Genomic DNA, 22,162 nt, shown 5'->3' on the forward strand with positions numbered 1-22,162 from the left:
TTGAGTTATTTTAATAAAGTTCTTATAGCAAACCGTGGTGAAATCGCCCGCAGAATTATTGGCACATGCAGGAAATTGGGAATTAAAACAGTTGCAGTATATTCGGATGCGGATGCAAATGCCCCTTTTGTTAAAGAAGCAGATGAGGCGTATTTCATTGGCCCCGCACAGGCGAAAAAGAGTTATCTGGATGTTGAATCAGTCATGGATGCAGCCAAGAAATCGAAAGCTGAGGCGATTCATCCAGGCTATGGATTTCTCTCGGAGAATCCTGATTTTGTAAAGGCATGTGAGGATAATGACATTGTATTTATAGGGCCGGATTATAAAACAATTGATGTGATGGGAAGAAAGATTGAAGCCCGTAAATATATGCGACAGGCTGGCGTACCAATTGTACCCGGATGGGATGGAAAACTGGAATCAGCCGATGATGCATTGAGCATTGCAGAGGATCTGGGGTACCCCTTAATGCTGAAGGCAAGTGCTGGTGGTGGCGGTATAGGAATGCATGTGGTCCACGACGAAGATGAATTGAAAAAAGTGTTTTCATCCGCAAAACAAAGAGCTTCCTCTGCATTTGGAGACGACGCTGTGTTCCTGGAAAGATATATAGCCAATGCGCGCCATATTGAGGTGCAAGTGTTTGGTGACCATTCGGGTAATGCCATCCATTTATTTGAGCGGGAATGTACGATCCAAAGAAGAAACCAAAAGGTAGTTGAAGAGAGTCCTTCCTCTTTCTTGAATCCGGAATTACGAAAGGAACTTTGTGAGAAAGCGGTCAAGGGTGTAAAGGAAATAGGCTATACGAACGCAGGCACGATGGAGTTTGTTGTTGATGATGATACAGGGGAGTTCTACTTCCTTGAAATGAATACCAGGCTGCAAGTCGAGCATCCCGTAACGGAAAAAGTCACTGGACTGGATCTTGTCGAATTACAACTAAAAATAGCTGCGGGTGAAGAATTAGGCATAGATCAAAGCGAAGTTCGACAAAAAGGATATGCGATTGAGACCCGTCTGTATGCCGAAGATCCAAAAACCTATTTCCCATCTCCTGGAACCATCAGCAAGCTGAATCTCCCCAAGGATGAAGGCCGATTTGATTTTGCTGTTGAACAAGGTGATGCTGTAACACCATTTTATGATCCAATGATAGGTAAAATTATTGCATACGGTGAAGACAGAGCTGCGGGAATTAATAGTATGGAAAGGATTCTTGATACTATTGAAGTGGAAGGTATTACAACAAATTTGCAGCTGTTGAAGAATATTGTGAAGGATTGTGACTTTAAGATTGGTAAATATACAACCAGTTATCTGGAAGAAAAGCAAGAAGCGGGTGCAGCCTTCTCAAGTTAGGGGCAGGTATGAAGCGCGATAAGCACCTGAAACAACATACGTTATTGTAAATGAAATCAGAATAGATGAAGCGTTGACCTTTATGATCAAATTAAATGGGGTGATAGACATGCCAATGATAAATGTTGAATTACTTGATGGCCGAACGGATGAGATGAAAGTTAGATTGATTCAGGAAGTTACCGAAGCAATGAGTAAGACGCTTGAAATAGAAAAAGAAGAGATTGACGTCATTCTGCATGAGGTAGAAAGGAAACATTGGGCAAAAGGCGGGGTTCTCTGGCCATGGGGCAGGGACTATCGATAATATAAACGATAACCAATAGCATGTTGTTTTGACCGGACAAGTGAACGAAATTAGGCTTAATAGCTGTACTTACGAGGAGGAGCAGAGATGCCTTTTTTACGAATTGAAATGCTCGAAGGTAGAAGTGAGAAGAAAAAGCAATCATTGGCAAGGGAAGTCAGTAAAGCTGTTTCGAGAGCCCTGAAAATTGACCAGGAAGAAGTAAACATCGTCATCAAGGACGTAGGCAGTGAAAATTGGACAAAAGGCGGAACACTGTTGACAGACAGGGAGAAATCCCAGTAAAAATTCGACCCTTCCGATCAATTGGATAGTTTATTATTATATGTATTGGAGGAATAAAAGTGTATAAAGTTGATTTGAATTGTGATATGGGGGAAAGTTTCGGATTATACGAATTAGGTAATGATGAAGAAATGATGCAATACATTACTTCAGCAAATATCGCTTGTGGCTTTCACGGGGGAGACCCGCAAGTCATGCGGAAATCGGTGAAACTTGCAAAGGAGCACGATGTAAAAATTGGCGCTCACCCTGGGTTCCCGGATTTGATAGGATTTGGACGCAGGCGTATGGATGCTACGCTTTCGGAGGTTAAGGATTATGTTACCTATCAAATGGGAGCATTACGGGAATTTGCTAAAGTTTACGGGGTTAATCTTCAGCATTGCAAACCTCATGGGGCTTTGTATATGATGGGGCAGGAAAATGAGGATATCGCAACAATTATATTGGAAGCGATTGCAGATGTGGATTCAGATATTATCGTGTTTGCGATGAACCATTCAGCGTTTGTAGAGGCGGAAAAGAAAGTCGGAATCCGTGTAGCAAGGGAGGTATATTCCGATCGTGAGCATACTAAAACTGGATCTATTGTGTTAACAAGGACAGGGGATGTTATTGAGGATTACGAGGAAAAAGCGGATCGCGTCGTACGCATGGTTAAAGAAGGAAAAGTGCTTGCCCATACAGGTGAAGATGTCTCACTCAAGGCGGAGACCATTTGTATTCATGCGGATACCCCAGGCGCCACTACCTTAGCCAAATCTATTGTTCAGGCATTCAAAAAGGAAGATATAGAGATTACGCCTGTTAATAAAGTAATAAACAGGTAAGTATAGTCTAATTCAAAAGGAAAAAACGGTCGCTTTAACGTATATTTAAAGTGGCCGTTTCATTAATCATTCCACTCTTTAAAAGCAGTATGGGTACAATAATATGTAATTACTTATGACAACCGGAAAGTTTCTTAGTTTGATATTAACTTGCAAAATCATTAATCAGATGGTTACTATTTTTGTGAGAGCTTACTTGCTCTTTATAGAATTAGTTTTTGGAACATGATGTAGCAGACAAGAAATAATAACAGCGGAGGGATACCATGTTGAATTGGGAGCAAGTATTACGACCGGCTCCACCTATCCTGACGTCCAAGGCAACTGTCCAAGATGTTTTATATTATATCACGGAAAACAATGCTGAACTTGTATTGATTAAAGAAAATGGAGTAGTGGTAGGGTACGTGGATAAAGATTTACTCCTTCAGCAAATTCAACACTATCCTAATCTGCGAAGGACAGTGGAATATCAGTTGGATTTACTACAAGTGCCCTTATACCGTAAAGCAGAAATTTATCATAATATATCGGTATATGTCGGGATAAATGACAGCGGAGAGTTAACAGGGTATAGTACGAAGGAACAAATTCGCCAACTAAGGGATGAAACATCATACTATCATTTGAAGCAACTTAGCATTAGAGCGGGAATCGGCATGGTAACCACAAATGAATCATTGGAAATTACTTTCGCAAACGAAATGGCGGAGAAATGTTTAGGCTTGTCTTCGGATTACTTGATAGGTCGCAATTATGGCACATTAATAGAGATAGGGCATTCTTTGGAGAACGTGCTGGAAGGCAAATCCTTAATGAATGTGAACAGTTATTTTAATAATAAAGATATGATTGGTAATTTCACCTCCCTTGAAACCAATCGATTGATCATGGGATTGATTCACGTATTTTTTCCCAGGGAACAATGGGAAGAGGCTGTTAAAGAACTGGAGTTTGTACGGGATATGTATGAAGATATGCAGGCAATTTATTCATCTTCTCAGGAACAAATTATGGTTGTAGATTCGCAGGGAACGATCCTCCGTTTTATGGGTAAGTTTCTATCGGGTTTTTGAGGGACAGAAAACGTTGATGAACTTATCGGCCACAACATTTTTGAATTGGAGGAAAATCAAAACTTGTTCCAGCCAAACATAGTGGCCGATTGTTTAAAAAAAGAAAAGAAGATTACAATTATGCAGGAAGGTAGAAACGGCAGCCGTGTCTGGTCTGTAGCCAATCCTGTATTTTACGAAGGACAGATAACCAAAATAGTAGTTATCTCACGAGATATTACTGAAGTAAGCATGCTTCAACAGAAATTGAATAAGGTCCAAAAGGAATCTGAGGGGTTTAAGCAACAACTTCATGAATTAAAAAATCATTCGGTGGGGAAAAATAAGCTGATCTATCATTCACAAAAGATGGCACATGTGGTTGAACAGGTAAAAAAGGTTGCAAATGTAGACTCAACTATCGTTATTCTCGGCGGGTCCGGGGTGGGAAAAGAAGTAGTTGCCCAGGCTCTTCATGAGTGGAGTAATCGTAATGTATACCCATATGTGCGTGTGAACTGTGGCGCGATTCCCGAACAGCTGATAGAAAGCGAACTGTTCGGCTACGAAAAGGGTGCTTTTACCGGTGCAGATCCTAAAGGGAAGGCCGGGTATTTTGAGCAGGCCCATCAAGGAACTGTTTTCCTGGATGAAGTTTCGGAATTGCCATTGAATATGCAAGTCAAATTATTAAGGGTTATACAAGAACAAGAAGTAACCCGGATAGGTGGAACCAAAACAAAATCAGTCGATACACGAATTATTGCGGCGACAAATAAAGACTTGTGGAAGCTCGTTCAAGATGGGAGATTTAGAGAAGACCTATATTATCGTTTAAACGTCATTCCTATTCGTATTCCTCCCTTGAGAGAAAGAAAAGAAGATATTGCACCGTTGTCCTCTTATTTTCTAAGTAATTTGAATCAACTTTATAATAAAGATAAATCCTTGTCGGCAGAGGCATTGGAAGTCTTGGAAGGTTATGAATGGCCGGGTAACGTGCGAGAATTGCAAAATGTGATTGAACGTCTGGTAGTAACATCCCATGATGACTTCATTCAAGCGGAAAACACGCTACCAGTTCTCTACCCGGATACCGAAGCTAAAACGAAAACAAAAAAAGCAGCCATAACACTAGATTTTATGCCATTGAAGCAAGCAATAGAAGAAGTGGAAACGAAATTGATTTCATTAGGACTGGAAAAGTACGGTACAGCGGCTAAAGTATCTGAAGTACTGGGTGTAAGTCCCGCGACTATCAGCCGGCGCAGAAAAAAATTATTGGATAAGGGGGACTAAACATGCTTACATTTCCTGAGACCCATTTCCACTTTGGGGGAGATGAGTATATCTTTGCGGAAATATCCAAAGACATGCGGCTGGAGAGCAACTTTAAAGCTATATCCATCACAAGAGAAGTGCGGAACCGTCAAATACCCGGTGTCATCGATGTTTATTCGGCAAATGCATCGTATCTTGTTCATTTTAATCCGGATATCATTTCTGTCAATGATCTACTGGAGATTTTAAGGGAGATCGATATCCAGAAAAGCAGTTCTTCCGAATTGAATATAACCGTACGTATTGTGGATATTCCTATTTGGTATGACGACCCTATTACCCGTGAATATTCCAGGGCTTTTAAAGATCGTCATCCGGATCCATCACTTTCAAATTTTGAATTTGTGATGAAGGTAAATGGATTTAAAGATAAAGAAGCATTTATAGAGGCACATTCATCATTACCGCATGTCATCACTATGATAGGATTCAATCCCGGTGGAGCATATGAATTTCCTTTAGGTAAAGCACAAGACCGAATTATCCAAACTCCCAAATATATCAGTTCCAGAACGGATTCCCCGAGGCAGGCCGTTAGTATGGGTGGGGCTTTTACATTGATATATCCCTTTTCGACGTGGGGCGGGTTTCAATTAATTGGAATGTGCCCTGTACCGATTTATCACAAAAAGGGGATCTTGAAGGATTTTAAAAACTCTATGTTTCTTGCCAGATTGGGAGATTTATGGAAACATAGGCCAATTAATGAATCAGAGTATCAAAAAATCTCTGATGAAGTCGAACAGGGAACATATCAATTCAGGAAAAAGACAGTAAGTTTTTCACCACAAGAATATTTTCAAAAAGGTCGCTCTTATATTAACGAGCTTATGAAAGGGTTTTAATATTGTTGAAAATTATCGAAGCTGGTAGTACAACTGTTCAGGATCTTGGACGCTTTGGCTATTATTATTATGGTATCCCCCCAAGTGGTGCAGCGGATAAATATTCGTTTATGGCTGGAAATATATTGCTCAATAACCCCATTGATTCAGCAGGCATCGAAATCGCGCTTTTTGGGCCTAAAATACTCTTTGCAAAGGAAACAGTCATTTCTATTACGGGAGCGCCAATGACACCATATAGGAATAATAGGAGCATACCTATGTGGGAGAATATCAAAGTGAATGCGGGGGATATTTTACATTTTTCTCCCCCGGAAAAAGGCGCAAAATCATATCTATGTGTCTCAGGGGGGATACAAGTACCAAAAGTATTGGAAAGTCGATCCACCTGTATAAAAAGCGGATTGGGGGGCTTCCGAGGACGAAACCTTAAAGTTGGGGACAAGCTTCCAATCGGGGAACCCTTGCCGGGTGTTTTTGAACGAGTGGGACAATCTCTTCATGATAAATTATTACCTGACTTCAGGGAGTATATTGAACCCCGTGTTATTATGGGGATATCAGTTGGATTGATCAGTGATGAGGGAATTAAATCTTTTCTTGACACAGAGTGGAAAATATCAAATGAGTCCAATCGGGTCGCATACCGCCTTCAAGGAAGTTTCGTTAAATTTAAAACCTTTAGGTCACCCTTTGGAGCAGGAGACAGCTCTTCCAATGTCGTTGATGCCCCATATCCAATAGGGGCAGTTTTGATACCCAATGAGGAAGAAGTAAATGTCATATTGCACGATGGAGCAATTGGGGGAGGTTTTGCTATGATCGGAGCAGTCATTAGTGTTGATTTGGATGAGATTGCCCAATCCAGGCCTATGCAGACAATCCGGTTTTCAGCAGTTACCATGAGTCAAGCATTGGAAGCCCGAAAGAATCGACAAAGAAAGATTAGTGAGTTGAAAGATTTCTGCAAATAAATTTTGGTTAAGAGCCTAAATGTTACTTCACCCGACACCTTTCGAATGTGTCGTTCTGTTTAATCATTCCATTCACCCTTTGGAATGATTTTTCTACTTACTACAGGCATCAAAATCTATAAAGATACGCACATCATATTTCAATATTGATATCACAAAACTCTACTTTACGAATATTACCCAAGTAAACATTGATACGACAGGGGTTTATTTTATTATTCCATTATTGAAATTTATTTTCTGTTCTGAAATAAATAATGTAGAAAGATATGTAATGGGGTAAAATTTTCGCTCCTCAGATAATATTTACTCATTAGTATACCGGGCAAATTACAAATATTCAATTTGATTGGAGCGGAAAATAACATGATCTGAAGCGCTTCATCAACACAAATGATAAGAAGTTACATCGTAAAAATACGTAGGGATGAAAAATTTGGCATGCTTATTGCAATGTTTTATGTAAGATGCTTTTGCAGCATCAAATAAAAAACAGGAGGTAAAAAGCACATGCCCAAACTTGACAGAAGTGAGTACTATGACCTGACCCGGGATATGAACTGGAAGCTCAGCTACGTTACCGAGGAAGAAGCATTCCCGGAAACGCAAGTAGCCAAGTGTAATATTCCGCTGGAAAACTGGTGGGGCTGGGATGAACCGTTTAAATTATCCTATCGCGAATATGTATATAACCAATCGGATAAGGAGGCTTCGACTTACTCCATCAAATCGGCGATAGGGCGTTCAAAACTGTTTGATGACCTGGATAACGGATGGAAAACGACACTGACACTGCATTATGGTGCTGTTGCATTCGGAGAGTGGTTGGCCTCTATTGGGGAAGCACGGATGGCGCGATTCGGATTGGCCGCGTCATGGAGAAACACGGCAACGTTCGGCTGCCTGGACGAACAGCGGCACGGACAGATTCAAGTATATTTCCCCCATGGGTTAATCGATAAGCATCCACAGTTTGATTTCGCCCATAAAGCGTATCACACGGAAAATTGGGCTGCGATTGCTTCAAAAAGTCAGTTCGACGATATGGTTGTGGCTAATGATGCGACCTCAACGGCGCTGCAAATGCCATTTACGTTTGAAACAGGATTTACCAATCTGCAATTTCTTGGAATGGCAACAGATGCGTTAAGTGTAGGTGATGTCGAATTCGGGTCGCTTATATCCAGTATCCAGACCGATGAATCTCGACACGCGCAGATTGGCGAACCTACACTCCGTATCATGATGGAAAATGGTAAAAAAGAAGAAGCACAAAAAATGGTCGATTTAATGTGGTGGCGTTCATGGAGATTGTTTGCCATTTTGACAGGGCTTTCCATGGATTACTATACACCGCTGGAACACCGGACCATGTCCTTTAAAGAGTTTATGGAAGAATGGATAATGAAACAGTTCCTTGACATGTTTACTGACTTTGGCATGAAAAAACCATGGTATTGGGACATCTTCCTGGATGAACTTGAATGGTTCCACCACGGTCAACAACTGGGTGTGTGGTTCTGGAGAAATGCCGTTTGGTGGAACCCTGATGCTGGTGTGTCACCAGAAGAAAGAGAATGGCTGGAGGAGAAATATCCTGGCTGGAACGCCAACCACGGCAAAAAGTGGGACGTAATAACGAAGAATGCACGAGAAGGCAAGACGGAAAAATTAGCACCCCAGACATTGCCGATGATCTGTAATACGTGTCATCTTCCAATCGTCCGACCATCCGATCCGCAAAAGAATCATATTCATCCGTATGTATCGGAAGTAGACGGCAGGAAATATTCCTTCTGTTCGGAGCCGTGTAAATGGATTTTTGACACGCAGCCTGGTCGGTATGACAGCTTTGAGAGCATTGTTGATCGTATGGTTGGCGGTCAAATTCAGCCTCCAACGCCTGCGGGGGCCATCTCTTATATGGGTCTTACACAAAAAACGATGGGACAAGATGCAGACAACTTTGCCTGGGCAAAAGGTATAAAAGTTTAAGTGAAACTGGTTTGATTGTCCCTGGATATGTAAATGACGACGTTGCCTTCCGGGGTATGCAGAAAATATTCTGGAAGGTAGCGTAAATATTGCTAATGAATGGAGATGAAGTCGTATGGCAGTGGTTCCGTTAGTGGCTGCTCATAGTGAAGATTTTGTTCAAATATTGGTGCAAGTAGAATCAGATAACACAATGTCCGAAGTAGCTGAAGTAGTTGCGTATCACACGGTTGGGACCCGGGTGGAGCCCCAACATGCGCCATTGAAAGTGATATTCAATGGCGAGGTACAAAGGGATAATATGACGGTTACAGATGTCGGCATGAAACCGATGGACTTTGTCGAGGTGTCGTACCATGGTTAAAACTGACACAATTCAATGGTTTCCGGCGATGACACTGGATGATTTATGGGAGTGGGAAATGGACGACGTAGAAATTGAAGGGCACACTGTATTACTGGCACATTTAGATGGAGGTGATATTGTTGCCTATCAAGGTCTCTGCCCGCATCAGGAAATGTATCTTGCGGATGGAGATTTGGAAAACGGCGTCCTTACTTGCCATGCACATCACTGGCAATTTGCAATAAACGATGGAGGTGGAGTAAATCCGAAAAACTGCCAACTCTATCAATACGAAGTAAAAGTAGAGGGGGAACAAATTTATATCGGGTTCCCCAAAGGAGATACAAACAGGTATAAACGTTGTACCGCTGATTGATGGACTGATCAAAAACATGAAATCGGTAGGAGGTCGCATTGACTTTGGAAAAAAGAAAAAAATTAGTAGGGCCCATAACCAGGGATCCTGATATGGCTGAGGCACTGTTGGATGCGATAGAAAATGATAACCCGGATGCCGAAGTAACTTTTGAGGAAGGCGCTGCATATACCCGGATTCATACACCCGGAACATGCTATTTAACGTATGACAGTTTAAAAGAAGCATTGGGCCGACCGTTTACTTGGTTTGAAGTTACGAACACCTTCGTTTCGTTCGCTGGACGAATGAAAGAAAACGGCGATGAAGGATTGATCTTCTATTTAGAAAGGGAGGAACAATAAAATGGCGAATAGATCTAAAAGGGGAAGGAAAAGAAAAGCGACATGGAGTTTATGGACAGAACGACGCGTTCCAAGTGAATATGAGGTCGTCAGCCATAAGCTCAACCATACTTTTGGAAACAACCCTGCTCCTTTCCACCTTGATAAAAATGCACCCATGAATCAGTGGTATTTGAAGTACAGGGAAGGCTCGCAGTTTCAGGTAGATGATTGGGAGGCGTTCCGTGACCCGAAACGGTTAACCTATCGTGATTATGTCACATTGCAAAATGAAAAAGAATTATATCTTGGAAACCTGATTGATGACTTTGAGAAAGATGAAGATCATTACACAAAGCTATCGGAAGGCTGGATCAATACGCTCGAATATCTTTATATTCCGTATCGTTTTTCAGGACACATTTTACAAATTGTTGCTTTATATATGGCTCAAATTGCGCCATCTGCTTACATTTCCAATGTTGGTTATTTCCAGGGTGGCGATGAATTACGTCGTTTACAGCATAATTCATATTTTGCAAAAGTATTGTCACTCGAACTTAACAGGCCAAAACTTGCGGATACAGAGTCGACCCGGACGATTTGGGAAAAAGATCCCCATTGGCAGCCAATGCGTGAACTGTTGGAAAAACTGATGATTGCATATGATTGGGGCGAAAGTTTTGCCGCGTTGAATCTTGTTGTGAAACCATTATACGATGCCCTGTATAATGTACAATTTGCACAATTGGCATACAAAAATGGAGATGAGCTCCTGAACTTGATGCACAATAATTTTAATTTGGATACCGATCGTTTTAAAAATTGGACAAAAGAATTGGTCAAATATTCAGTTGAGCGGAGATCAGAGAATCAGGATCTTCTGAAAAATTGGATCGAAGACTGGAGAGGTCTTGCCTATCGTGCAATAGATGGACTGGCACCTTTGTTTGAACAGGCTCCTCATCAGATGAGTGCTGAGGATGTAACCAAAGCGGTCCGCAAAAGTCACCATGATTTTCTAGTGGACTTGGGGCTTGAACAGTAATGAGAGAGTATGTAGTTACCGTTCAAAACACAGATGTATCGTTTGAAGTACAAGATGGCGAGACGATATTGACTGCTGCAAGAAAACAGGGAGTATGGCCCCAGTTTGAATGCGGATGGGGAAGTTGCGGTACCTGTAAGGCGACACTGGTAGATGGCCAGGTAAAGAATTTATTACCGGACGCGCCCGCTCTTACTAAACGGGATAGCAGGAAAAATCGTATCATTTTGTGTCAAAGTATTCCTGAAAGCGATGTCACTTTAAAAGCCAGGTTATTGGAAGAGCCTGAAGAGCATCTTACAACCGCTGATTATAACGCGGTGGTAACTGATGTTAAGCTTCTGACGGATGAGATAGCATTAATTCGTTTGGGATTAAACCGACCAGCCCCTTATCAACCTGGACAGTATGCAATCCTTAACCTGGGTGGGGGATTGCGCAGATGTTATTCAATGTCAAATTTGCCGGGGGGACATGAACTTGAGTTTATCGTTCGGCGTTACCCAAATGGGCCTGGAAGTCAAACGATGCATACCTTAACCCCCGGCATGGAATTAACGTTGGAATTGCCTTACGGAGCAGCTTTTGTAAGGGAGACGAAACGGCCGAAAATATTTGTAGCTGGTGGTACAGGTATTTCTGCCATTCTATGTATGGTACGTCAAATGTCATTATGGGGTGATTCAATGGAACAAGAATGCATGATGTTCTACGGTGCTCGCACACCGAATGATTTGGTTCTGATGGATGAGATTAATGAGTTGTTTGAATCGATTAAAGACGGTTCAATTATACCCGTGGTAGATAAGGCTGACGAAGACTGGGATGGAGAAGTAGGTTTTGTTAACAATGTAGTTGGAGACTATATCAATAAACCCTGGGATCAATATGAATTCTATATCGCTGGCCCGCCAGTGATGGTTCAAGCCATGCGAAAGTTGCTTGGAGAAAGGGAAGTGGACGTAACCCGCGTTCACTATGATAGTTTTGGATAATAAAAAGCAAAGAATTACAGTTGATATTCCTCCAATTATACAAGAACTGCCAAAAAGGGAAGGAAAAGCCCCTGAAGTAGAAGTGAAATATCCTTGTCTGCAAAAAGAAGAAATGTCGCCGGAGCATTTGCGGAATGAGCTGTTGGACAGGGCAGCGGGTTTGCCTGGTGTTTCCTTAAAACCGACAGATCTGAATGTACCGGCGTTGGCTCTCAACATGGAGGACACCACAGACGGAACGGAGGAGGCTTTTATCAGGGATAAGGAATTTGCGCTGATCCGGACGGACGGGAGTATCCATATGCCTCTTGAACTTGCATGGGGAGAACATGTACTTAAAAGGGGATGGGCATGCATACATCCTCTTGTAATCTATATGGCGGGGGCACTTCCACCCCAGAACTTCATTGTATATGCACCAAGAGACGAGGAAGAGTTGAATATCGTGTGGCGCATTGTACAATGCTCCTATTATTACGCCACCGGTTGGATTGAACCCGTAGAATTGTAGAGAGGGGTAAGATAATGAAAACAACTTGCAAAATCAATTTTGTGGCAGCAGATATAATTTCATTGCACGGAACAGACGGAACAATGAAAGATTTGATAGAGTTATGAGTGAACATTATCCAGTCCATGTAAACCGCCCTGATTGTGAAGTCGATTTTGAGGCTGATTCCGAGGAGTACCTGCTCTATGAAGTATCAAAAACGGACCTGTACTGGCCACGTGCATGTGAGCAAGGCTGGTGTCTGTCCTGTGCTGCCAAGCTTCAAAAAGGAGAGGTTGACCAAAGTGGAGCCTACCTTTATTATCCGGAGGACTATGAAGCGGGTTTTGTGCTGATGTGCTCAGCTAAACCCCGTTCTCCGTTGGTAATTAACCATGATCCTCATAAAACAAGGCGGGAAATGATACAGCATCGTATCCAAAACGGGCTGCTGACCAGGACTTTTCCGAAACCTGGTTGGCGTAGAGGGCCCGCAAAAGGGAAAAAGAATTAGGTAGATTCATTGTCGTGGGGCAGGATGGGTAATATTACCTATATATCGATAGAAGCTGTATCGTGTTTCGACGCAATTGCAGTAACCAAAAATAAATCTACGGTCTGAGTTGGTGACTATACCACTTGCAGAGAGGAGAATTTTAATGAAAAACAATGTACCTTTTACAGGGATGCCCAGGAATAAGTGGGCTATCCCCCCTACCCCCCAATTAATCAGAGATGCCTGGATGCTAATCATGGGATATAAAGCAGATACGAACGCGCTTCGTGAAGTGCTTCCCCCAGGATTGAAGCCGCATCCTAATGGTTTGGTTCAGCTGAACATGTATGAAGTGCCCGATGCAGATCAGACCAGCGGATTTGGCTCTTTTGGCTTGTCATACTTAACAATAGAAATAGCTGATCATGATAGCTTGGCTGCAAATGGGACAATCAGTATTCCTGGACGGTTTTTTGCCCATTATTTCAATAGCTCAAGTTTGATGAGAACCTATGTACGTGAGTCCATGGGAGTACCTGCATTGCCCGGTTCGTTGAAAAGGGAATTCAATGGTAACGAATTAACCTCAACGATGACTGTTGATGGAAGCCCCGTAATTAAGGCTACTGTAGATGTTGGGAATGAAGTGGTGGATAAAATGGGAGGACATTTGAATTATTATGCCCATCGCCAAATCCCTAAACCAGAGGGTGGGAGTGCAGCAATTAGCGAAGTGATTGAGTTTCCTTTGCCTTTTACGGCGGAAACATATGATATCAAGGTAAAGGATATCATATTTAATTTCCCTGAGAGCGATCCGGCATCCCTTTTGAAGCCAATTGAGCCTTTGGAAACACCTTCTGTTATGTATGGTAAATTTTCATTTACGTATTCAATGGGCAGAACAATTATTGACTATCTGGAAGAGGATTATTGATAGGTCATATGGATACAGGTATTTCCTTCACCCCCACTGATAAGTAAAGGATTTTATTTGCTAAGTCCCTAATTAGCTAGAGGTATTGTAAAAAGTACGATGAAAGAAAACTATAAATCCAGTTTTCGGGTTTTCGCAGCATGAAAGCGCCCGTCATCAACATGGTTTTAAATAGTATCAAGGGTGATGGGGACAAAAAAGTATGCATGTGTAAAAAACAGTCAGTTGAATGTTGATGTTGTTTCATTTAGCGGTTTCGCTAACATAGTAGAGACACCTCTTCTGTTTAGGTAGTGATTTTCGCCAAATCAACTATACCAAAAGTAGGGGTGTTTTTTGTACTCAATTGTTAATTGCAAAATATCGTTCCCAGTGGACGCTTATGGATATTAGCTCTACTGCAATTTTCTTGGTGTGAAAGCTAGGTTAAATAGCTTGAAATCAACGAAAGTGAAAATTTTAACTTAACAACTTTTCATGATACGGGAAAAAATCACAAAAGGGGGTTGACAGATATGAAGACAATGACGAACTTCTTTGACCGTTTTGTACAGCGCTATTTGCCTGATGCTTTTTTATTTGCGATCACGCTAACAATTGTCGTGTTTTTGATAGGTATGTTCGTGATGGGAAATACACCGGTTCAAATGATTGACTATTGGGGCAATGGATTCTGGGATTTACTAGAGTTTGCCATGCAGATGTCCCTCATTGTCGTAACTGGTAATGTGCTGGCTAACACACCGGTCGTGAAAAGGTTATTGGAAAAACCGAGCGCATTGGCAAAGTCACCCGCACAGGCGGTTATACTTGTAACAATTACCGCAATCGTTGCTTCTTTGATTAACTATGGATTTGGACTGGTTGGAGGAGCATTGTTTGCTCTCCAGGTCGCCAAACGTGTGCCATCTGCCGATTATCGCCTGCTCATTGCTTAGTGCGTACAGCGGCTTTTTGCTTTGGCATGGGGGATTGTCCGGAGCTATTCCATTGTGGGTAGCAACTCCAGGTCACTTTTTGGAAGATACGATTGGGACGATACCAGTTACGGAAACTTTGTTCAGCGGTTCTAATTTGTTCATCATCCTTATATTGCTCATTACGTTACCATTCTTGAACAGGATGTTGCTCAAGACACAAGAGGGAAAAATTCAAAACCAAATTGACTGGAAGGATACCGGTTTTAAAGAGGAATTTGAAGAGCCGGAATTACAGGCCCAGACACCCTCAGAGCGTTTGGAGAACAGTCGGATTGTTTCACTTATTATTGGAATCTTTGGTCTTACATATATTATTTACCACTTTTCGGCAAATGGTTTTGATTTAAACATTGATATTGTCAATTTAATCATGTTGTTTCTGGGAATTCTGTTACACCGAACACCCAGGAGATTTTTAAACAGTGTGAATCATGCGGTCAGGGATGCTGGCGGCATCATCATCCAGTTCCCATTCTATGCGGGTATTATGGGGATGATGGTGGACTCAGGACTGTCAGAGAGCATGTCACTATGGTTCGTCAGTATCTCAAATGAATTTACCTATCCTTTATTTGTTTTCTTAAGTGCTGGTTTGGTAAATTTCTTCGTACCATCTGGCGGGGGGCAATGGGCTGTACAAGGACCCATGTTGGTTTCGGCTAGTATTGATATTGGCGTCGATCCAACCAAAACAGCGATGGCAGTGGCTTGGGGATCTGCGTGGACAAATATGATTCAGCCATTCTGGGCACTTCCGCTTCTTTCTGTTGCGGGTTTGAAAGTGAAAGATATCATGGGTTTTTGTTTCATTATCCTGGTTTATAGTTTCTTCCCAATCGCCATCGGGCTGTTGTTTTTCTGAAGATGACGAAGGATAGATAATATGATGCTGAATACAAGGGGGATTTTCAAATGATAAACTAATTAGCTACGGAAAAAACACGGAAAGCGTAGTGTTTTTCCGTAGCGATCGCCTATAAATTACATCTAATCTGTCAACTATAGATTTTGGTTAAGAGCCGTTTTTATCATTCACTTTTTCTGATTAAGTTCCCCATAAATTGTTACAGAATGCCCTGTTCATCGTGCCCCTCACCGAATGAAGTTTCACTTTATAATTCTTTTTGCTATGATGGAGATAATTCATTAGTAAAGATTGGTGATGAAGATGGATGAGTTTGCTTTTATTAATACCATTAAACAAGCTTCCTACAAACAAGCATCCTTAATAAAGGGAGTGGGGGACGATGCCGCTGTATTCAGACAAACCAGTCAGGACATCGTTACAGCGGTTGATACGTTTGTAGAAAATATACATTTCTCGTGTAAAACAATGGACCCTTTTCATATTGGTTACCGGGCACTCGCAGCGAATGTTAGTGATCTGGCTGCCATGGGCGCACAGCCAGCTTTTTATCTTGTATCGATTGTTATTCCATCACATTGGAAGCCTCAAGTGATTCAACAAGTCGTGACAGGTATGCAAGCACTGGCTGGAACCTATCGAATGGATTTGATTGGCGGAGATACGGTTGCCGGTAAAGAATTATCCCTCTCAATTACAGTTATTGGCTATGTTCCCAGAGGCAAGTCGCGTTATCGTCATGCTGCAAAGGCCGATGATGTAGTGTTTGCTACAGGGACACTTGGGGACTCTCGTGCAGGGTTGCACATACTAACAAATCCAGGTAACTATAATGATCATGAATTTTATGTGAAGCGACATCAAATGCCTTCACCACGGGTTGCTTTTGCCTGGAATTTGGAAGGACTTTCCCGATTGGCATTGAACGATATTAGTGATGGGATAGCTAATGAGGCTGCGGAAATTGCTGAAGCATCAGAGGTAACCATTGTATTGGATTTTGCCAAATTACCTGTGAGCGATGCATTCCATCAATTTACGGCGGAACAGCAGCGAACATGGCAATTATTCGGCGGAGAGGATTTTGAACTGCTTGGTACTGTTCCGAAAAGTGATTGGTCAAAGGTTGTTCAAGCTGCACAGGAAACAGGAGTCAAAGTAACAAAAATTGGCTATGTGACAGAGAGAGATCATGATGCGGTTTATTTACAGGATCATGGACATCAGGTACCATTAAAAAAACAAGGCTATACACATTTGAAGCAGGTGAAACGCAGATGAGTAATCATACAATAGAAACCCGTTCGGAAAGTGAAACCGTGACATTGGCACAACAACTCGCTAAACTATTAATGCCAGGTGATGTCATTACATTGGAAGGTGACTTGGGTGCCGGGAAAACTGCCTTTACAAAAGGGATTGCTAAAGGACTTGGCGTGAAACGTACCGTAAACAGCCCAACGTTTACGATTATCAAGGAATATCAGGGGGTACTTCCACTGTATCATATGGATGTTTATCGGTTGGAGGATTCAGATGAGGATATAGGTTTCTCCGAGTATTTTAATGGTGAGGGTATTTCCATTGTTGAATGGGCACAATTTATTAAAGAATTTTTACCGCCTGAACGGCTGGATATAAGCCTGACATATTTAGATGAACATTCGCGTTTATTGGCGTTTTCTCCATACGGTGCTCATTTTGAAAAAGTTGTTGCTGAAATCATTGGTTCATAAAGCGGTTGTTCAATGCGGAAACGCTGCAATCATCACTTTGCACACACTTATAATCTATGTTTTGAGGAGTTACAGGAATGAATTTACTTGCGATAGATACATCCAATCAAGTACTCGGTATCGCATTACATAAAGATGGCGTTTTGATTGGTGAATTAGTAACAAATATAAAAAAGAATCATTCAGTTCGGTTAATGCCAGCGATTGACCAATTGATGCGGGATACGGGTGTGCCCCCTGATATGTTGGATAAAATCGTTGTTGCCAAAGGACCAGGATCGTTTACTGGTGTACGGATTGGTCTTGCTACAGCAAAGGCGATGGCATGGGCTTTAGATATTCCCATCAGCGGTGTTTCAAGCTTGCAGGTGTTAGCTCATCAAGGAAGTTTAACTGATTTATTGATATGTCCATTTTTTGATGCACGACGAGGAAATGTTTATACAGGTCTATATCAATGGCGCAATGGTCAACCGGTATTGGTTAAACAGGAGCAAAATGTGGCAATGTTTGACTGGTTGCAGCAATTGGCAGCCGACGAACAAAAGGTACTATTTTTGAGTCCGGATATATCGGCCTATCAGGAAATAATCAATCAGGAGATGAGGTCGTTAGCCGTAATTCCGGAGGGTTCCTGTCATTTGGCAAATCCGTCACACTTGGCTTTGGCAGGACTGAACAAAGCCCCTGACAACACGCACACCTTAACACCACAGTATCTGCGTTTGGCTGAAGCTGAAGCAAAATGGTTAGAGGCACAAAAAGGACAGAAATCGAATGGCTAATTTGGTGATTCGTCCCATGAAAGTTACAGACATTGATCAGGTGATGGAAGTGGAAACAGCAACATTTGCAACACCATGGACGGTGGATATTTTTCAACAAGAAATGGTGGATAATCAGTTTGCTCATTATTTTGTTGTCGTAATAGATGATAAAATTGTCGGTTATGCTGGTCTGTGGGTGATTGCAGATGATGCGCAAATAACGAATATTGCTATCTTGCCTGGTTATCGGGGAAACAAGCTTGGCGAGAAATTATTTCAGTATGTGATGATGCAGGCTGTTCGTTTGGGTGGCCAACGCTTGTCCCTGGAGGTTCGGACATCAAACTTGGTTGCTCAACATCTATACCGGAAATTTGGGCTTGTGCCGGGTGGTATACGGAAAAATTATTATGTGGATAACCAGGAAGATGCAATAGTAATGTGGGTGAATTTAAATGGAAAAAGATAAATATATACTGGCGATTGAGACTAGCTGTGATGAGACAGCTGTGGCTATTATTAAAAATGGCCGGGAGATTATTGCCAATGTGGTTGCTTCACAAATTGAGAGCCATAAACGGTTTGGTGGCGTTGTGCCGGAAATAGCATCAAGACATCATGTAGAGCAAATGACGGTCGTGCTGGAAGAGGCCTTTTCAGAGAGCCTGTTGACATGGGATGATATTGATGCGATTGCAGTTACGGAGGGGCCGGGCTTAGTTGGTGCGTTGTTGATAGGGGTGAGTACGGCAAAAGCACTAGCATTTGCCAAGCATAAGCCACTCGTTGGCGTACATCATATTGCTGGACATATTTATGCAAATCGGTTCGAACGTGAATTTGCATTTCCTTTGTTGGCTTTAGTTGTTTCCGGTGGGCATACGGAACTGATTTTGATGCGTGAGCACGGAAACTTTGCAGTCATTGGAGAAACCCGGGATGATGCAGCCGGCGAGGCCTATGATAAAGTTGCCCGAATGCTGGAGTTACCGTATCCCGGTGGTCCGCAAATTGACCGGCTTGCAAGTACAGGCAAAGAAACGATTGCCTTTCCGCGTGCATGGCTGGAGGAAGGAAGTTATGATTTTAGCTTCAGTGGATTAAAATCATCAGTTATCAACACGATTCACAATGCTAAACAGCGTGGAGAGAGATTAAGAAAAGAAGATATTGCAGCCAGTTTTCAGGCAAGTGTTGTTGAGGTATTGACGGAAAAAACCTATAAAGCGGCAATGGAATATGGGGTAAAACAGTTGATTGTTGCCGGCGGGGTCGCGGCGAATCAAGGTCTCCGCACCGCACTTGATCAGCGGTTTGCTGATACCGGTATCCCATTATTAATACCACCATTGAAACTATGCACCGATAATGCAGCGATGATCGGTGCTGCCGGAACAATTTTTTACGAACAAGGCAAACGTGCAGGCTGGGATATGAATGCCCATCCAGGACTGTTATTAACTTAATAACAGGCTATCAACAGAGGTGTGGATATCTAAATCGATGTCCTTTATATTCCCTCATGAATGTGTGGACAATAATTGTGGATAAGTCACGAAAAATCTGTTGATAATGTGCATAACTCTAAACAAGACAGTATTCATCTTTTTTGAACTGTGGATAACTGCGGAATAGACACACACAGTTCTCAACTTAAGATAAAAAAGCACACCAAGCGGTGGATAACCGTTTGGCGTGCTTTTTTTCAAGCTAAGAAAGTTCCTCTTTATTGTAATTCCGTCCATTCTTCCATTAGTTGTTCGATTTCTCCACGTAGTTTATCCGTTTTTGTAGTTAGTTCTAATGCCTTTTCATGATCTTGATAAATTTTTGGTTCCGCCATTTTATGTTCTAAATGGCTTAGTTCTGTTTCTAATTGTTCAATGGTTGTCTCAAGCTCCGCAATTTTACGTTCCTTCTTTCGCTGTTCACTTTGTCGCTTCTTTTCTTCCTGGAAGGTGGAGGCCGATTTGTTTTTTGGCTCGCGTTCAGGTACGATTTTGTTCGCTTGTTTTAATTGCTCCCGTTCCGCTTCTTCTTGCTTCTTCTCCAGATAGTAGTCATAGTCACCTAAATAGACGGTAACCCCATCATGTTGCATCTCGACGACTTGATCGGTAATTTTATTGATAAAATATCGATCGTGGGATACGAAGATAATGGTTCCCGGAAAATCCATTAATGCTGCCTCCAGTACCTCCTTACTATCAATATCCAAGTGGTTTGTCGGTTCATCAAGGATAAGTAAGTTGGCTTTTTGCATCATCAGTTTGGCTAATGACAGACGGGCTTTTTCGCCGCCGCTTAAGGAATGTACCTGTTTTAAAACATCATCCCCGGAGAATAAAAAGTTGCCCAAAACGGTTCGAATATCTCGTTCATTGATGGTTGGATAGTCATCCCATAATTCCTGCAAGATGGTTTTTGTCGGGGTTAAGGTCATTTGTTCCTGGTCATAATAGCCAATTTGTACACCGGTACCAAGCTGGATCGTTCCATGATTTGGTTTTAAGGTTCCAAGTATTATTTTAAGCAGGGTCGTTTTCCCCACACCATTGGGTCCAACCAGTGCAACCCGATCTCCGCGGTTGACATGCAAATTGACGTGGGAAAACAGCTCTTTTTTATCATCGTCATAGCGAAAGGAAACATCATTTAATTTTAGTACATCATTTCCGCTTCTGCGGGCAATCTCAAATGTGAAATGTGCTGATGATTCCTCCCCGGCAGGTTTATCCAGTTTCTCCATTTTTTCCAATTGTTTTCGTCTGGATTGGGCGCGCTTCGTTGTCGATGCCCGGACAATATTTTTTTGAATAAAGGTTTCCATTCGTTTGATTTCTGTTTGCTGTTTTTCATATTCTTTCATTTTCTGTTCAAATTGCTGGGCCTTTTGTTCTAAAAATTTACTATAGGTTCCATGATATTTTTTTGTATGATGGTAAGAGATCTCATAAACAATCGTCACGGTTTTGTCCAAAAAGTAGCGGTCATGGGAAACAATAGTAACCGCTCCGGGATAACCGACTAAATAATTTTCCAGCCATGCAAGTGTATCAATATCAAGATGGTTGGTTGGTTCGTCAAGGATAAGCAGATCTGGTTTCATCAACAGCAGTTTACCCAGGGCAAGCCGGGTTTTCTGGCCGCCACTCAATGCATTGATCGGGGTGCTGTCATCATAGTCCTGAAAGTTTAACCCCGTCAGTACAGATTTTATCTCTGCCTCGTAACGATATCCGCCACCTGCTGTAAAGGCCTGTTGTGCCCGGTCATAGTCATGTAATAGCTGTTGATAATCCTCTTGGGAAAGCGAATCTGTATCTGCCATTTGTTGTTCCATGATACGCAAGCGTTTTTCTTGTTTCATTAAGTCTTGAAAAACCGTCAGCATTTCTTCCCAGATGGTTTTATCGGATTCAAGTCCTGTATGTTGGGACAAATAGCCAATGGAAAGATCTTTCGGTTTGTGTATTTCCCCTTCATCATGGGAAAGTTCTCCAGCCATTATTTTCAGCAAGGTAGATTTCCCTGCTCCGTTTCTCCCGACAATAGCAATTCGGTCTTTATCTTTTATTTCCAATTTTATATTCGATAATATTTGTTCCGCGCCAAAGGATTTGGAAATGCCATTTAGTTGCATGATAATCATAAATCGTTCACCTCATCCACATTAGTGTATCGTATTCTTGGAAGGTTAGAAAGTATAAGGTAGGTCATTTCGACTGCGGTTTTTGAATGTGAAATAAATCACGACTTCTGTTCCTGTTTCTGTTAAACTATAAGAAGTACGGTTGAAAGCGAAA

The 22,162-nt window shown here is 41.9% G+C and carries 23 protein-coding genes and 1 pseudogene; 23 read left to right on the forward strand and 1 reads right to left on the reverse strand.

Features of this window, described 5'->3' with window-relative positions; translation table 11 throughout:
• The 23 genes and pseudogenes from O2S85_RS03255 to tsaD all read left to right on the forward strand — a co-directional run bounded on the left by O2S85_RS03255 (position 1) and on the right by tsaD (position 19,822).
• A complete protein-coding gene (locus O2S85_RS03255) occupies positions 1-1,365 on the forward strand; it encodes an acetyl-CoA carboxylase biotin carboxylase subunit (protein ID WP_269411302.1) in 1,365 nt (454 codons plus the stop codon).
• 109 nt (positions 1,366-1,474) lie between these two features.
• A complete protein-coding gene (gene thmT / locus O2S85_RS03260; RefSeq protein WP_269411303.1) occupies positions 1,475-1,672 on the forward strand; it encodes a 2-hydroxymuconate tautomerase in 198 nt (65 codons plus the stop codon).
• Between the two features lie 87 nt (positions 1,673-1,759).
• On the forward strand, positions 1,760-1,957 hold the full coding sequence (locus O2S85_RS03265) for a tautomerase family protein (RefSeq protein ID WP_269411304.1): 198 nt from the start codon (positions 1,760-1,762) through the stop codon (positions 1,955-1,957).
• Positions 1,958-2,016: 59 nt separating this feature from the next.
• Positions 2,017-2,787 (forward strand): LamB/YcsF family protein, encoded by a 771-nt coding sequence (locus O2S85_RS03270; protein WP_269411305.1) that lies wholly within the window; start codon positions 2,017-2,019, stop codon positions 2,785-2,787.
• Positions 2,788-3,053: 266 nt separating this feature from the next.
• Positions 3,054-3,863 carry a PAS domain-containing protein gene (locus O2S85_RS03275; RefSeq protein WP_269411306.1) on the forward strand — a complete coding sequence of 270 codons (810 nt, stop codon included), beginning with the start codon at positions 3,054-3,056 and terminating at the stop codon, positions 3,861-3,863.
• 120 nt (positions 3,864-3,983) lie between these two features.
• A complete protein-coding gene (locus tag O2S85_RS03280; protein WP_269411307.1) occupies positions 3,984-5,141 on the forward strand; it encodes a sigma-54 interaction domain-containing protein in 1,158 nt (385 codons plus the stop codon).
• 2 nt (positions 5,142-5,143) lie between these two features.
• A complete protein-coding gene (locus tag O2S85_RS03285; protein ID WP_269411308.1) occupies positions 5,144-6,028 on the forward strand; it encodes a 5-oxoprolinase subunit B family protein in 885 nt (294 codons plus the stop codon).
• A 5-nt stretch (positions 6,029-6,033) separates the two neighbouring features.
• Entirely contained in the window at positions 6,034-7,002 is a 969-nt protein-coding gene (locus O2S85_RS03290; protein ID WP_269411309.1) for a 5-oxoprolinase subunit C family protein, read from the forward strand.
• 510 nt (positions 7,003-7,512) lie between these two features.
• Positions 7,513-8,997, forward strand: a complete 1,485-nt coding sequence (locus O2S85_RS03295) for a YHS domain-containing protein (protein ID WP_269411310.1) — start codon at positions 7,513-7,515, stop codon at positions 8,995-8,997.
• A gap of 115 nt (positions 8,998-9,112) precedes the next feature.
• On the forward strand, positions 9,113-9,361 hold the full coding sequence (locus O2S85_RS03300) for a toluene-4-monooxygenase system B family protein (protein ID WP_269411311.1): 249 nt from the start codon (positions 9,113-9,115) through the stop codon (positions 9,359-9,361).
• Positions 9,354-9,719 carry a Rieske 2Fe-2S domain-containing protein gene (locus O2S85_RS03305; RefSeq protein ID WP_269411312.1) on the forward strand — a complete coding sequence of 122 codons (366 nt, stop codon included), beginning with the start codon at positions 9,354-9,356 and terminating at the stop codon, positions 9,717-9,719. The genes O2S85_RS03300 and O2S85_RS03305 overlap by 8 nt, the downstream gene beginning before the upstream one ends.
• 44 nt (positions 9,720-9,763) lie before the next feature.
• The gene (locus O2S85_RS03310; protein ID WP_269411313.1) at positions 9,764-10,063 is read left to right on the forward strand and encodes an MmoB/DmpM family protein; all 300 of its coding nucleotides are present in this window, start codon (positions 9,764-9,766) and stop codon (positions 10,061-10,063) included.
• Between the two features lies 1 nt (position 10,064).
• A complete protein-coding gene (locus O2S85_RS03315; RefSeq protein WP_269411314.1) occupies positions 10,065-11,090 on the forward strand; it encodes an aromatic/alkene monooxygenase hydroxylase subunit beta in 1,026 nt (341 codons plus the stop codon).
• Positions 11,090-12,085 carry a 2Fe-2S iron-sulfur cluster binding domain-containing protein gene (locus tag O2S85_RS03320; RefSeq protein ID WP_269411315.1) on the forward strand — a complete coding sequence of 332 codons (996 nt, stop codon included), beginning with the start codon at positions 11,090-11,092 and terminating at the stop codon, positions 12,083-12,085. Before O2S85_RS03315 ends, O2S85_RS03320 begins: the two co-directional genes overlap by 1 nt.
• Complete coding sequence (locus tag O2S85_RS03325; RefSeq protein WP_269411316.1) at positions 12,078-12,596, forward strand: luciferase domain-containing protein; 519 nt, start codon at positions 12,078-12,080, stop codon at positions 12,594-12,596. Before O2S85_RS03320 ends, O2S85_RS03325 begins: the two co-directional genes overlap by 8 nt.
• Positions 12,597-12,699: 103 nt before the next feature.
• Positions 12,700-13,089 carry a 2Fe-2S iron-sulfur cluster binding domain-containing protein gene (locus O2S85_RS03330; RefSeq protein ID WP_269411317.1) on the forward strand — a complete coding sequence of 130 codons (390 nt, stop codon included), beginning with the start codon at positions 12,700-12,702 and terminating at the stop codon, positions 13,087-13,089.
• Positions 13,090-13,234: 145 nt separating this feature from the next.
• A complete protein-coding gene (locus O2S85_RS03335) occupies positions 13,235-14,008 on the forward strand; it encodes an acetoacetate decarboxylase family protein (RefSeq protein WP_269411318.1) in 774 nt (257 codons plus the stop codon).
• Positions 14,009-14,523: 515 nt separating this feature from the next.
• A pseudogene (locus tag O2S85_RS03340) lies at positions 14,524-15,850 on the forward strand (short-chain fatty acid transporter).
• 300 nt (positions 15,851-16,150) lie between these two features.
• On the forward strand, positions 16,151-17,134 hold the full coding sequence (thiL, locus tag O2S85_RS03345) for a thiamine-phosphate kinase (RefSeq protein ID WP_369420067.1): 984 nt from the start codon (positions 16,151-16,153) through the stop codon (positions 17,132-17,134).
• Complete coding sequence (gene tsaE / locus O2S85_RS03350) at positions 17,131-17,589, forward strand: tRNA (adenosine(37)-N6)-threonylcarbamoyltransferase complex ATPase subunit type 1 TsaE (RefSeq protein WP_269411319.1); 459 nt, start codon at positions 17,131-17,133, stop codon at positions 17,587-17,589. Before thiL ends, tsaE begins: the two co-directional genes overlap by 4 nt.
• A 77-nt stretch (positions 17,590-17,666) precedes the next feature.
• Positions 17,667-18,374, forward strand: a complete 708-nt coding sequence (gene tsaB / locus O2S85_RS03355) for a tRNA (adenosine(37)-N6)-threonylcarbamoyltransferase complex dimerization subunit type 1 TsaB (protein WP_269411320.1) — start codon at positions 17,667-17,669, stop codon at positions 18,372-18,374.
• The gene (gene rimI / locus O2S85_RS03360; protein ID WP_269411321.1) at positions 18,367-18,825 is read left to right on the forward strand and encodes a ribosomal protein S18-alanine N-acetyltransferase; all 459 of its coding nucleotides are present in this window, start codon (positions 18,367-18,369) and stop codon (positions 18,823-18,825) included. The genes tsaB and rimI overlap by 8 nt, the downstream gene beginning before the upstream one ends.
• The gene (gene tsaD / locus O2S85_RS03365; RefSeq protein ID WP_269411322.1) at positions 18,812-19,822 is read left to right on the forward strand and encodes a tRNA (adenosine(37)-N6)-threonylcarbamoyltransferase complex transferase subunit TsaD; all 1,011 of its coding nucleotides are present in this window, start codon (positions 18,812-18,814) and stop codon (positions 19,820-19,822) included. The genes rimI and tsaD overlap by 14 nt, the downstream gene beginning before the upstream one ends.
• Before the next feature lie 260 nt (positions 19,823-20,082).
• Here the strand turns inward: tsaD and O2S85_RS03370 are convergent, their stop codons facing one another.
• Positions 20,083-22,008 (reverse strand): ABC-F family ATP-binding cassette domain-containing protein, encoded by a 1,926-nt coding sequence (locus tag O2S85_RS03370; protein ID WP_269411323.1) that lies wholly within the window; start codon positions 22,006-22,008, stop codon positions 20,083-20,085.
• Positions 22,009-22,162 lie beyond the last annotated feature (154 nt).

Source organism: Lentibacillus daqui (genome assembly GCF_027186265.1).
Taxonomy (GTDB): domain Bacteria; phylum Bacillota; class Bacilli; order Bacillales; family Amphibacillaceae; genus Lentibacillus_C; species Lentibacillus_C daqui.